This is a genomic window from Teredinibacter franksiae (assembly GCF_014218805.1).
GTDB classification, from domain to species: Bacteria; Pseudomonadota; Gammaproteobacteria; order Pseudomonadales; family Cellvibrionaceae; genus Teredinibacter; species Teredinibacter franksiae.
In genome coordinates this window covers 2,327,246-2,340,540 of sequence record NZ_JACJUV010000001.1, presented here as the reverse complement: position 1 = coordinate 2,340,540, position 13,295 = coordinate 2,327,246, and the positions used below count along the sequence as shown (strand labels likewise).

Annotated in this window: 12 protein-coding genes; 8 read left to right on the top strand and 4 right to left on the bottom strand. The window is 49.1% G+C overall.

What is annotated here, in order from left to right; all coding sequences use genetic code 11:
* Positions 1-7: 7 nt before the first annotated feature.
* The 3 genes from H5336_RS09705 to H5336_RS09695 all read left to right on the top strand — a co-directional run bounded on the left by H5336_RS09705 (position 8) and on the right by H5336_RS09695 (position 4,017).
* Positions 8-568, top strand: a complete 561-nt coding sequence (locus tag H5336_RS09705) for a hypothetical protein (RefSeq protein WP_185233664.1) — start codon at positions 8-10, stop codon at positions 566-568.
* A gap of 98 nt (positions 569-666) precedes the next feature.
* The gene (uvrD, locus tag H5336_RS09700) at positions 667-2,847 is read left to right on the top strand and encodes a DNA helicase II (protein ID WP_185233662.1); all 2,181 of its coding nucleotides are present in this window, start codon (positions 667-669) and stop codon (positions 2,845-2,847) included.
* Between the two features lie 24 nt (positions 2,848-2,871).
* The gene (locus tag H5336_RS09695; protein ID WP_246439070.1) at positions 2,872-4,017 is read left to right on the top strand and encodes a TRAP transporter substrate-binding protein; all 1,146 of its coding nucleotides are present in this window, start codon (positions 2,872-2,874) and stop codon (positions 4,015-4,017) included.
* A gap of 67 nt (positions 4,018-4,084) precedes the next feature.
* Here H5336_RS09695 and H5336_RS09690 read toward each other — a convergent pair whose 3' ends face one another.
* Complete coding sequence (locus tag H5336_RS09690) at positions 4,085-4,267, bottom strand: ribbon-helix-helix protein (protein WP_185233660.1); 183 nt, start codon at positions 4,265-4,267, stop codon at positions 4,085-4,087.
* Between the two features lie 608 nt (positions 4,268-4,875).
* Here H5336_RS09690 and H5336_RS23395 point away from each other — a divergent pair.
* Positions 4,876-5,004, top strand: a complete 129-nt coding sequence (locus H5336_RS23395) for a hypothetical protein (RefSeq protein ID WP_281385484.1) — start codon at positions 4,876-4,878, stop codon at positions 5,002-5,004.
* A 128-nt stretch (positions 5,005-5,132) separates the two neighbouring features.
* Positions 5,133-6,461 carry an ArsB/NhaD family transporter gene (locus tag H5336_RS09685; RefSeq protein ID WP_185233658.1) on the top strand — a complete coding sequence of 443 codons (1,329 nt, stop codon included), beginning with the start codon at positions 5,133-5,135 and terminating at the stop codon, positions 6,459-6,461.
* 189 nt (positions 6,462-6,650) lie between these two features.
* Here H5336_RS09685 and H5336_RS09680 read toward each other — a convergent pair whose 3' ends face one another.
* From H5336_RS09680 to H5336_RS09670, 3 genes are read right to left on the bottom strand one after another with little or no spacing between them, the layout of a single operon-like run.
* The gene (locus tag H5336_RS09680) at positions 6,651-7,046 is read right to left on the bottom strand and encodes an acyl-CoA thioesterase (RefSeq protein WP_185233656.1); all 396 of its coding nucleotides are present in this window, start codon (positions 7,044-7,046) and stop codon (positions 6,651-6,653) included.
* A 57-nt stretch (positions 7,047-7,103) separates the two neighbouring features.
* Positions 7,104-8,420: a TRAP transporter large permease gene (locus H5336_RS09675; protein ID WP_246439239.1), complete on the bottom strand. Its 1,317-nt coding sequence runs from the start codon at positions 8,418-8,420 to the stop codon at positions 7,104-7,106.
* A gap of 60 nt (positions 8,421-8,480) precedes the next feature.
* A complete protein-coding gene (locus H5336_RS09670; protein WP_185233654.1) occupies positions 8,481-9,053 on the bottom strand; it encodes a TRAP transporter small permease subunit in 573 nt (190 codons plus the stop codon).
* A 259-nt stretch (positions 9,054-9,312) separates the two neighbouring features.
* Between H5336_RS09670 and H5336_RS09665 the strand changes: the two genes are divergently transcribed.
* The 3 genes from H5336_RS09665 (at position 9,313) to pstA (ending at position 13,293) form a co-directional block, all read left to right on the top strand.
* Complete coding sequence (locus H5336_RS09665) at positions 9,313-10,356, top strand: PstS family phosphate ABC transporter substrate-binding protein (protein ID WP_185233652.1); 1,044 nt, start codon at positions 9,313-9,315, stop codon at positions 10,354-10,356.
* A gap of 263 nt (positions 10,357-10,619) precedes the next feature.
* Entirely contained in the window at positions 10,620-12,020 is a 1,401-nt protein-coding gene (gene pstC / locus H5336_RS09660; protein ID WP_185233650.1) for a phosphate ABC transporter permease subunit PstC, read from the top strand.
* Positions 12,013-13,293, top strand: a complete 1,281-nt coding sequence (gene pstA / locus H5336_RS09655; protein WP_221628020.1) for a phosphate ABC transporter permease PstA — start codon at positions 12,013-12,015, stop codon at positions 13,291-13,293. Before pstC ends, pstA begins: the two co-directional genes overlap by 8 nt.
* Positions 13,294-13,295: the final 2 nt, after the last annotated feature.

The window sequence follows — 13,295 nt, the reverse complement described above, 5'->3', positions numbered from 1 at the left end:
GGAATAAGTGAAGCACTCCTATAGGCTAAAACAATGGGTCACCTTAATGGTTTTCTGCCTTATGTTGCCGTCTATTTATGGTGTTGCGGCCGGGCTACCGTATCAAAAGCCGGGGGCACCCGTATGGCTCACAACGGAGCCTATTACCTTACTGCCTGGCGAGCTGCTCAATCAAACCATCGAGCTGCAAGTACCGGATGGGCAGCATTTATTGGACATTCAATTACGAGAGCCTCGGGGGTTGGAGTTAATGGGCGCAGAGAATCGGTGGGTAATAGAAGCCACTGGCGGCGCACTAGAAATACCGGTGGTTTTGCGTGCTGGAGACCAGCCCGGCAACTATGCCATCAATTTTTTGGTTCGAGCTTGGCCTAATGAATCGAAACAAAATATTGATAACCTACGACAGCAGCCGGGGGGGTTAAGTCGTGTTTTGGGGGTGGCGGTTATTGTTGCAGGCCCCCATATTAAGGAAACCTATCAGCAAAAAACGTCAACCCCTGGGGCTCTGCCTGTTAGAGTTCTTGGCGATGGTCGCAAAGTTCGCTGGACAGAAGTGAAACAATAGAGGCGCCCAGTAGTTATACGGAATACTAAGCTGTGCAGTTACAATCTGGCTAACTTTAGGCCGTCATTTCAACAGCCGTTCTGATACAATCTGCCGCCATGCAAATCGATACCCTTCTCAAAGATCTTAACAGCGCCCAACAGCAAGCCGTAGCCGCAGATCCACAAAACCAGCTGGTATTAGCGGGTGCCGGCTCGGGTAAAACGCGTGTGTTGGTACACAGAATAGCTTGGTTAATTCAGGCCCATGGCTATTCGCCCCACCAAATACTTGCGGTTACTTTTACCAATAAAGCTGCGCGTGAAATGAAAGAGCGCCTCGGCGGGTTAATGGAAGATACGGCTGGCCCGTTTAGCACTCGAAGTATGTGGGTGGGCACCTTCCATGGTATAGCGCATAGGCTACTAAAAGCGCATTGGCAGGAAGCCGGATTACCGCAAGGCTTTCAAATCCTCGACAGCGATGATCAATTGCGGGTGGTTAAGCGTATTTATCAACAGCTTAAGCTAGACGACAGTCACTGGCCGCCAAAACAGGCGCAATGGTATATCAATGGCCAAAAAGACGAAGGCATTCGCGCGGCACATATGGACGAAAGCCGAGACCCGTTTCTGGTAATGATGAAAACGGTTTACCACGCCTACGAGGAAGCCTGTGAGCGTGGTGGTATGGTCGATTTTGCCGAACTGCTTTTACGTTCGCACGAACTCTGGTTAAAAAACCCCACCCTGCTTAAACACTACCAAATGCGGTTTCGCGCGTTACTTGTGGATGAATTTCAGGATACCAATGCGGTGCAATACGCGTGGTTGAGGGTGCTCGCGGGCAAGGAATCTAACATATGCGCGGTGGGTGACGACGACCAATCTATCTATGGTTGGCGCGGTGCTAAAATTGAAAATATTCAGCAGTTCGAGCAAGACTTTTCGCCGGTTGCCGTTACCCGGCTTGAACAAAATTACCGATCTACCGCGACAATTTTGAATGCGGCCAATGCGGTAATCAAAAACAATGCCGAGCGCTTGGGCAAATCCTTGTGGACTAGCGGCGAAGACGGTGAGCTTATAGACCTTTACGCCGCTTTTAATGAGCAGGACGAAGCGCGTTACATTGTTGATAGGGTAAAAGACTATATAGAAACCAGTGGCTGTAAAAACAGCGATTGCGCCATTCTCTATCGATCCAACGCTCAGTCACGGGTATTGGAAGAAGCGTTTATTCGTGAAAATATTCCATACCGCATATACGGCGGTCAGCGTTTTTATGAGCGGCTAGAAATTAAAAATGCGCTAGCGTATTTACGTTTACTGTTAAACCGTAACGATGATGCGGCTTGGGAGCGTGTCATTAATACGCCCACCCGTGGAATTGGTGCAAAAACCATTGAAACTATACGGCTGTTTGCGCGTGAGCAGGGCACCTCGCTGTTTGCCGCAACGGAAGGCGCTATACGCAATCAGGTTTTCACCGCGCGGGCATCCAATGCGTTAAAAACATTTATCAACTTAATAGCGGAAATGGAAGACGCTATTGACGGGTTGGACATGGGCGAAGTGGTAGAGCGGGTAATCGAGCAGAGTGGCCTGCTCGATTACCATCAAAAAGAAAAAGGTGAAAAAGGTCAGGCGCGGGTGGAAAACCTGCAGGAGCTGGTGAATGCCTGTAGGGGCTTTGACGCAGAGGATGAAGACCTTTCGCCGCTTCAAGCGTTTTTAGATAATGCCGCGCTGGATGCCGGCGATGCACAGGCCGACGAATTTGAAGATGCCGTGCAAATGATGACGCTACACAGTGCCAAAGGGTTGGAGTTTCCTTTGGTTTTTCTTGTGGGTATGGAAGAAAACCTATTCCCACACAAAATGTCGCTGGAAGAGCATGGCAGGCTAGAGGAAGAGCGTCGCCTTTGCTACGTGGGTATTACCCGCGCTATGGATAAGCTCGTCATCAGTTATGCCGAAAGTCGGCGTTTGTACGGCAATGAAAACTTTAATGCAATTTCTCGGTTTGTACGTGAAATTCCGAAATCCCTCATTCAGGAAGTGCGCATAAAAGCGACCATCAGTCGCCCGGCTTCCTATGCGCCCTCTTATTCTTCGCAATCGGAGGTTAATGATTTTCCGGATTTGTCACTGGGGCAATCGGTGCTGCACCCTATCTTTGGCGAAGGCACGATTACTCAGTTTGAAGGGCAGGGTGCCAGTGCGCGCGTGTATGTTAATTTTGCCACCGAAGGCAGTAAATGGTTGGTATTACAGTACGCAAAATTAGAAGCAATTTAATTTAAATTCTTATAAAGAGATGCTATGGAAACCCAATCGTTAATGCCGCGATACTCTCCCTGGTGGATGCCTGCGGCAATTATATTACTGCTGGGTTTGTGCGTGCTTATGTTTGCATTGCTGGTGATTAATTCGGGTAAAGAGCGTAATGCGCCGGTTAACACCATCAGCAAAACTGAACAACAAATATTCGAATGGAAAATGGTGACCACCTGGCCGAAAAACTTCCCTGGACTTGGTTTAGCTCCCGAAAATTTCGCACGCATGGTAGGCCAGATGAGTGCTGGCCGATTAAAAATTCGGGTACACGGTGCTAATGAAATTGTGCCGGCTATGGGTGTGTTCGGTGCGGTATCGTCCGGTAGCGTGCAAATGGGTCACGGCGCAGCTTATTATTGGAAGGGCAAAATTCCATCGTCGGTATTTTTCACCTCCGTGCCCTTTGGTATGAATGCGCAGGAATTAAATGGTTGGTTGCATTACGGCGGCGGTTTGGAGCTGTGGCGAGAGCTGTATGAGCCGTTCAATTTAATTCCATTTGCCGCGGGCAATACCGGTGTGCAAATGGGCGGTTGGTTTAATCGCGAAATTAATTCAATGGATGATATTAACGGTTTAAAAATGCGTATTCCGGGTATTGGCGGCGAAGTGTTTAGCCGTGCCGGTGGCGAAGCCATTAATATTCCCGGCGGTGAACTGTATACAGCATTACAGTCTGGCGTAATCGACGCGACAGAATGGGTTGGCCCCTACAATGATCTGGCATTTGGTTTTCATCAGATTGCACAATATTACTACTACCCCGGTTGGCATGAGCCCGGCCCAGCGCTTGAAATTATTGTTAACAAAGGGGCCTACAACTCACTGCCGGACGATTTAAAGGCGGTGGTGGAAGCGGCGGCGCGCATGGTTAATCAGGATATGCTCGACGAGTACACCGCACGCAATAATGCGGCTTTGGTGGAGCTGGTGGATAAACATGGGGTGCAATTGCGTCGTTTTCCCGATGATGTGTTAGCCGAATTCAAGGCGATTTCAGAAGAGCTTTATGTGGAAATGTCGGCAAGCGACCCCACATTTGCAAAAATTTACGCCGCCTATAGTGAATACTTGGTTGGGCTACGCGACTATCATGCGCTTACCGAAAAAGCTTATTATCAAACGCGTTAGGGCGAAAGAGTGGCAGCAATGCTGCCATTCTTGCGCGCCTAGTGAGCCTAGCCGGTAGTCGGTCAGCTCATTTTTTCTCCTTAAAAACTTTCTCTTTCCAGTCTGGCCCTAGCTGTTCCTCGATGTATTCGCGCATAAATTGGCGGATTTTTTGCGAGGGGGTTACGTCCTCTATATCGCATAGTTCTTCAAACGCGGTTTTTTTCTTTGGGTCTACAAGCACGGTAAGGCGTGCGGTCCTGTTTTCCATTTTAAAGATCCGAAGTTTGGAAGTGGCTGATATTAGCAGGTTATGACTCTGTGTTCGTGCCACAGGCTCAGACCTCCGCAAAGGTCGGTGCGAGTTTTGCTATGCGTCGGCACGGTTGTACCCCATTATTTGAAGATTCAAAGTACCCTTTATACGGCTCATTAGCTGAGTGATCTATGGGCTATTAAGTGCTTTATATACATATTTGATGATAATTTAATGATAATTAGAATATAATAGCATCTTCGTCTCTAGGTTAGGGGCTCTGCTACAAGTTTCGCTTGGTTTAGCGAGTCTTGGCCGATTTATCATCATGGCGGTCTACCCGACGATCTGAGGTTTGTTAGCGGCATCGGCATCGGCATTATGGCGGTGTGAACTACGCCTTATCGGCTTGCATGGGCGAGCCGATGCTGTTGCCCCCAGAGTGCGGCGGGGTAAGTTTCGGGCCAACCTCCATAGCATAGTCGTGGGGGTTACAGATTAGTTGAGGCAGCTTGCGTGGTCAGCCTTTGCTGGTGATGTGTCTAGACCTCACTTGAGTGTTATCCGAGCTAATCCTTCGGTGATGACGGCGTTTAATCTGGCCTGTTTACTCTGTTAAGGGCATGTTGCTCAACGTTGCCATACAAGCAGTCGATTGGCTGCTTGCATCATTTGTTGTCGACAACCTGCAAGCTGAAGCGCAAGGCTCTGACCGAGGCCGTATTGGCTATACATTGGTTGTGGGCGCTTAGTTCAGGCTAGTGGCAGGCTAAAAATTTGCTTTAGTCGTTTGGTGTCGCTGGTTGCTGAATAAAATGACAACCGGATATTCAGTGGGTGCTGATTAGAAAGCGAACGACGTTAAATTTGGGGTGTGTAAATGATCGAATTAACAGGCGCTATGTGGTTTTCCGGCATAATTTTATGTTTAACATTTGTAGGTATTTTCACTGAACATTTTCACGGGGTCGAGCGGGCCAAGTTCGCTATGGCCGGTGCCGGTGCAATTATTATTACTGGCCAGCTTTTTGGTTTTTATTCGCCGGAGCTAGCGCTGGAAGCAATTGATTGGAATGTGGTATTTCTACTAGCGATTATGATGATAATTGTCTCCATTATGATCAGCACCGGTGGCTTTGAACATCTGGCGCAGTATTTGGCGCGCCTAAGCGGTGGTTCTCAATTTCGTTTAATTGTGCTGCTGGGCAGTGCGGTCACAATTATTTCTCTGTTGTTAGATAACGTCACCACGGTAATAATTTTTGGCCCGTTAATCATTTTGATTTGCCAGAAAATGGGTGTGTCACCTATACCGTATTTGTTGGCAGCAGCACTGTTGTCCGATACGGGTGGTGTAGCAACTTTGGTGGGTGATCCACCCAACCTGATGATTGGTTCGGCTGCCGGCATTGACTTTAATACATTTTTTTATCACATGGGGCCACCGGTTTTGTTGGCCTGGGTTGGTATTTTATTTGGATTAAAATTTTTGTTTGCCAAGGAGCTGAGGGCAAAAGTTGAACATGAATTCGAAGTAGTCGTTGGCTACAAAAATAAGAGGTTGTGGCAAAAGTCTCTTGTGGTGATGGGCATAATGGTGGTGTTGTTTGTAGTGCACCATCACATTGGTTGGGCACCCTGGCTAGTAGCCGCAGCATGTTTGACACTGTTGGTATTTGTTAGCCGAAAAATCGAATTGGAAAAAGTAACCGCGCACTTGGAAACACCGCTACTTATATTTTTTATCTCGTTGTTTATTTTGATTGGTGGGGTAGAGAGTTCAGGCTTGTTGGAGCTGGTGGGTGAAAAATTTAAACCGGTTATTATTGAGCACCCGTTGATGGCGGCGTTCATGTTGTTGTGGATTGCGGCGGTATTGTCGGCTCTGATCGATAATATTCCATTCACTGCTGCAATGATCCCTGTGCTCGCCGGCCTACAAAACGAAGGTATAAACGTAAGTGTTATGTGGTGGGCGCTGGCGATGGGTGTAGGTATGGGCGGTAATGGTTCTCATATTGGTTCAACTGCAAATGTCTATATCGTAACAATATCCGAACGTCTTGCGCGTGAGAAAAACGACCCGAGCTTAGCGATTACGCCTGGCCTATGGTTTCGTAAAGGTACGCCGGCCATGATCATCACGCTTATGCTGTGCAGTTTGTTTATTTGGTTGGGGTACGACTTTCTGTATGTCGAACATTTTTAGACATTTTGGGTTTTTGTCATTTACAACCAACGCCGCTTGCTTGAACGTATTAGGCCCGTTTTTTGATACCCTTGGCGGTAATTTTTAGCCGCTGAAGTATACGGGCACCTTGGATTTGTCGGGTGCGGTGTTCTGAGCCGACTGGAATACGGGCCTTGCTGTTCCTATGGTTGTGGGTTTTGTAGGGTTTTAATCATGCTTTGGAATGGGCCGTATACGGCCTGTGTCGTCAATAGCCACATACACGAATTCACCCTCGGTGACCTTCTGCAGTTTTCGCGTATATTGCTTTACCCAGACTTCCACCAGCGCTTTTACGGAAGCCCTACCAACATCAATAATTTCGGCGTAGCAGGTGACGGTAGAGCCAACCGGTACGGGCCGTAAAAACGCCATACTACCCACAGCGACCGTTGTAACCCGCCCTTGAGCGACTTCTCTGGCGGCAATGGCACCACCAAGGTCCATCTGCGACATTAGCCAGCCACCAAAAATATCTCCGTTGGAGTTGGTATCTCTCGGCAGTGCTAGCGTTTGCAGTACGAGCTCTCCGTTAGGTGTTGGCTCTTCATCAATACTCGCCATTTTGGGTTTCCTTAATTGGACAGATTTTAGCATTGTTTAACGATGCCCTTGTTCGTGCTAGTGGAGAATTCCGGGCAACCATGTCGCCATTGTGGGCCATACGGCGAGTAATATCATCATCAGTACCTGTATAGCAATGAAGGGCAGCACACCGCGATATATTTCTTGGGTTGTGACCGATTCTGGTGCAACACCGCGTAAATAAAACAAGGCAAAGCCGAAAGGTGGCGTTAAAAATGATGTTTGTAAGTTGACGGCAATCATTATGCCAAGCCATATGGGGTCCACGCCCATTCCCAGTAATACCGGCCCAATAATAGGAATGACCACAAAGGTAATTTCAATGAAATCGAGAATAAACCCAAGGAAGAAAATCGCCAGCATGACCACCAGTAGTGCCATAAAGGTACCACCGGGGAGGTCTGCGAAGAACTGGGCGACTAAATGATCGCCACCAAGCCCCTGAAACACCAGCGAAAAGAGTGAAGCGCCCAGCAGTATGGCAAAAACCATGGCGGTTACTTTAGTGGTGGAGCGCACGACTGCGCGCAGGGTAGCAATATTGAGTTGCCTTTTTGTCGCCGCCAGTAGAATGGCTGCCAAGGCTCCAACACCGGCGGCCTCTGTGGGGGTGGCAGCGCCACCGATGATTGAACCTAATACCAGAATAATCAGTAATATTGGGGGTGCAATACTGAAAAATAGATCGCGTTTGGATACGTATTCATGTTCTTTGGCCGCAGGGGCAGAGTTAGGCCAAAGGCTACCGGTAACCAGCAGGTAGACTATATAGAGGATAACGAGCACCAGCCCCGGGATGATAGCGCCAATAAACAGGTCGCCAACCGACACGGGCGCGGCATTAAAAATACCTAGCTTTAATTGTGCTTGCTGGTAGGCGCTGGACAGAACATCACCCAGCAATACTAGGGCAATAGAAGGGGGAATAATTTGGCCAAGTGTGCCGGTTGCGCAGATAGTGCCGCAAGCGAGCGCGGGGTCGTAATTGCGCTTAAGCATGGTCGGTAGGGACATCAGCCCCATGGTGACTACCGTAGCGCCCACAATACCGGTGCTGGCGGCCATCAGTACGCCCACCAGAATTACCGATAGCCCCAGCCCTGCAGGCATGCCCGCGCAGGCGTGAGACATACGTTCTAATAATTCTTCGGCGATTTTCGAACGCTCCAGCATTACCCCCATAAACACAAACAGCGGCACCGCAATCAGCGTGGTATTGGTCATGGTGCCGCTGTAAATGCGGTCGGGGTAAAGCATGAGCAGGTTCGGGTCAAAGCTACCCAGCAAGCTGCCTATACCGGCAAATAACAGGGCTGAACTGGCAAGGGTGAACGCTACCGGGTAGCCCATCATTAGGGCAATGCACACTAGCAGGAACATCAGCAGGGGAAGGTATTCGATCACAATGGTTTCTTATAGTTGATGGTTGTTTTCCGGCGATGCTGTGTTGTGCTGCCAGGTTATCTTGATGAGTGAACGAAAAATTTCACTGACTGCCTGAAGGGCTAACAGAATACCGCTGAGGGGAATCAGGGTTTTAAGTAGGTATACCACAGGCAGCCCCCCGGGGTCGGCCGATGTTTCACCAATGGCCCAACTTTTGGTGACAAAGTTGATACTGGCAAACACTAAAAACAAGGCGAACGGCAAGAGAAATACCACGCTGCCTAGGGCATTTACCCAAGCCTTGCGCACGGCCGGCAGGCGACCGTAAAAAACATCCACTCTTACGTGTCCGCCCTGTTGAAGGTTATAGCCGAGGCATAGCATAAGCACGGTTGCGTGTAAGTAGGTTACCGATTCTTGCAGAGCGATAGAGCCAACACCGAAAAATGTGCGCATGAGCACAACAAGCGCCACGAGTAGCACCATCAGCAGCGTGAGCCACGCCAGCGTTCGACCAACCCCAAGGTTGATGTTATCGATAAGAGCCACCACTGCATTCCCTGGTGGCTTGGGGGCGTTGTATGTTGTTTTGTTAATCATGGCGCTTGTCTGTGGGCGAAGGCGAATTACTTTGCCGCTTGAGGGTACGCAGAGTCAAGCGTGGTTGTTCGCCGGAAGGCCGCTTTGAGCGGTTAATTTTGGTGTGTCACAAACCTGTCACAAAAGTGACTTAGTATGCCCACATCGCAGTTCTAGGGCGTTTATTCGGGTTATACCTGGTTGCGCTAGAGCTCTTGCCAGACGCTAACTTGGTTGGTGCGATTTATTTAGTCATAACATTTCTCAAAGGAGATAGTTCGTGAAAAAAGTTCTGGTTTGGACATTTGCTGCTGCGACCATTATGGCGGCTTCCTCGGTAATGGCCGCGCGTGATTCTATCAGCATTGTAGGCTCTTCTACGGTTTTTCCTTTTTCTAAAGTTGTTGCCGAGCGCTTCGGCAGAGCGACCAAGTTCAAGTCGCCTACCGTTGAATCTACGGGTACTGGCGGTGGCTTCAAACAATTTTGTGGTGGCGTGGGTGTATCCTTTCCAGACATTTCTAACGCTTCGCGTCGTATCAAGCCCGCAGAGTTTGAAAACTGTCAGAAAAACAATGTTAAAGATGTTGTTGAAGTTCTGATCGGCTACGACGGAATCGTTATCGCCAATTCAGTAAAGTCAAAGCAGGTAACACTAACGCGTAAAGACCTGTTCCTGGCGTTGGCTAAAAAAGTACCTAATAGTGATGGCTCCGAAAGCCTTATCGATAACCCCTATAAAACCTGGAAAGACGTAAACTCAACCCTGCCAGCGAATAAGATCGAAGTACTTGGCCCTCCCCCCACTTCTGGCACCCGCGATGCTTTTGTAGAGCTGGCAATGGAAGGTGGTTGTAAAAAGTTTGAGTGGATTGCGGCGTTGAAAAAGTCTGACAAGAATAGGTACAAGGAAATCTGCCACATTATTCGTGAAGATGGCGCCTTTATAGAAGCGGGTGAGAACGACAATCTCATCGTACAAAAGCTGAACGCGAATAAGAATGCTCTGGGTATCTTCGGCTTCAGCTTTCTTGATCAGAACTCGGACAAGGTGCAGGCCTCTTTCGTTGACGGTACTGAGCCAACGTTCGAAACCATTGCCGACGGCAGGTACCCTGTGTCCCGTCCGCTCTACTTTTACGTGAAAAAAGCCCACGTTGGCTTAATTCCAGGTATTGCTGAATACCTAGCTGAATTTACCAGCGAGAAAGCGTGGGGCGAAGAGGGTTATTTGACTGAAAAAGGTATGATTCCGCTGGGTGATGAAGAGCGCGCTCGTATAGGTAAGGCCGTTGCGGGTATGGAACCCCTTAAAAGCCTCTAAACTTTGCGTTTATGGGGCAGGAATTGTGGGGCTGGAATTACCGAACCGGTATATAAAATATACAGCCCAATGGCAGTAGAAGCCAACCCGTAATAAATACAGGTAAAAGTAATTCAGATACAGCTCGGACGGCAGTCATGTCGATTCCGAGCTTTGTTTACTTTGGTGAATCCACTGTTTTTTACACACAACAGTATTTTATTTCACACAGAACTTTTTTATTAGACGCAGAAACAGTGCTTAAGCTACAGGCAGAAAGCTGAATGGATATTTGGGTATTAACAATACTGATGGTCGGACTCTTCGTCGCGATCTTCTTTCTTGGCAGAGGACGCTCACTGGCGGTAGCGTCCTCCGTTGGCGGTACCCGCTACCTTAACTCGCTGCCCTACTACTATGGCATGCTTACGGCGCTTTGGGCCGCCGTGCCAGCATTGGTAATGCTGGCGCTGTGGGAGATGTTTGATACCCGTATTATTGAAGGCATTGTACTTAGCGAGCTGCCTGCGGATGTGGACCTGAGCGATGAATCCCAGCGTGGTCTGGTGCTGAACCAAATATACAATTTAGCGGTTAGCGAGTTAAGTTTACAAAATGCGCCCGATTATATGTTGGCGGCGGCGGAGCGAACGCAAGCGTTAACCAATACCAGCCGCTGGTTGGTAGGAATGCTGGCAATGCTACTAATGGCCATTTTTGGTGGGCTTGCTTGGTGGCGAGTTAACCCGCAAATGCGGGCGCGGGCTCAGGTCGAAAATGTCTTTCGCTTGACGCTTTTGTCCTGTGCGTCATTGGCCATTTTGACAACCGTGGGTATCGTGATGTCGGTGCTAGTGGAGTCGTTGCGCTTCTTCCATGCTGTGCCAATTTCCGAATTCTTGTTTGGTTTGGAGTGGAGTCCACAAACCGCGATTCGGAAAGATCAGGTTGCCGGGTCCAGCAGCTTTGGTGCTGTGCCGCTGTTTGCGGGTACTTTGCTTATTGCTTTTATCGCCATGGTGATCGCTGTGCCTACAGGGCTTATGTCGGCCATATACCTGTCTGAATATGCGCCGCGTAAAGTTCGCACTTATATAAAACCACTACTCGAAATTTTGGCGGGTATACCAACGGTGGTATACGGCTTCTTCGCGGCTATCACAGTTGCCCCTTTTATTCGCGACCTTGCATTGGCTATTGGCTTGGATAACTGGGTAACCGTAACCTCTGAAAGCGCCCTTGCTGCGGGCTTGGTGATGGGCGTAATGATAATTCCGTTTATCTCGTCGCTATCGGATGATGTTATCAATGCCGTGCCTCAGTCGCTGCGTGACGGCGCCCTAGCGCTGGGCGCTACGGGTTCTGAAATGATTCGCCAAGTCGTTATTCCCGCCGCCCTTCCGGGTATTGTGAGTGGTGTATTGTTGGCCGCATCGCGGGCCATTGGTGAAACAATGATTGTAGTGATGGCGGCGGGTCTTGCCGCCAAGCTAACCGCTAACCCACTGGATTCTGTTACTACCGTAACCGTACAAATTGTGACGCTGCTGGTTGGTGATCAAGAGTTTGACAGCCCGAAAACCCTAGCGGCGTTTGCCCTGGGGTTGATGCTCTTTATCGTAACCCTGGCACTTAACTATGTAGCCCTATATGTGGTGAGAAAATACCGTGAGCAATATGAATAATTCCCGGCCGAGCACCGCACAGCTGGTGGAGCGCAGCCTAAAGAAGCGTTATGCCGCCGAAAGGCGGTTCAAACTATACGGAATGCTATCCATTGGCATTGGCCTATTGGCATTGATCATTCTAATTACCGACATTGTTGGTAATGGCAGCGGCGCTTTTCGTCAAACCTATTTACAGCTTGAAGTTAACTTCGACGCCGACGTGCTGGATATCACCGAGGTGAACGAAGAACAGCTAATGCAGGCCAACTTCAACGGTGTTGTGCGCAAGGCGTTACTGGCACAGTTTCCCGATGTTTCGGCGCGCAAACATAAACGCAAACTTTATGCGATGGCCAGTTACGGTGCTGCTTTCGATCTGCGCGATATTCTTGAAGCCAAGCCAGCATTATTGGGGCAATCGTTAGTGGTCGACATTCTCGCCGATGACGATGTTGACACCTATGTGAAGAGCCTTAATGAAGACGAACCCTTTGTCGGTCGTTTGACCGAACAGCAGGTGACGTGGGTGCAGACTCTGGTAGAGAGAGATGTCGTTGAAATGCAATTCAATACGAATTTCTTTACCTCCGCAGATTCCGCCGAGCCGGAAATGGCTGGGATTTTAGGTGCACTCTTGGGCAGCCTGTTAACACTGGTTGTAACCGCAACCCTGTCTTTCCCCATTGGTGTTGCCGCCGCGATTTATTTAGAAGAATATGCAAAGCGCAATAAGTTTACCGACTTTATTGAAGTGAACATTAATAACCTTGCCGCTGTACCCTCGGTTATTTTTGGTTTACTGGGCTTGGCGATATTTCTTAATTTCTTCGGTATGCCCCGTTCAATTCCGTTGGTGGGCGGGTTGGTGTTAACACTGATGACGTTACCCACGGTGATTATTTCCAGCCGTGCGGCGATTAAAGCCGTACCTCCCTCGATTCGCGAAGCCGCGTTGGGTATGGGGGCATCGAAAATGCAAATGATTCTTCAGCACGTTCTACCCTTGGCCATGCCTGGAATGCTAACGGGTGCTATTATCGGTATGGCGCAGGCACTGGGAGAAACGGCACCATTGCTAATGATCGGTATGGTTGCGTTTATTGCTGATGTTCCGGGTAGTATTTCTGACCCGGCCACCGTGTTACCTGTGCAGATATTCCTCTGGGCCGACAGCCCTGAGCGCGCTTTTGTTGAGCGTACTTCAGCGGCGATTATGGTGCTGTTGGCATTCTTGATAACCATGAATACCCTCGCCATTTGGTTGCGTAAGCGCCTTGAACGACGATGGTAACA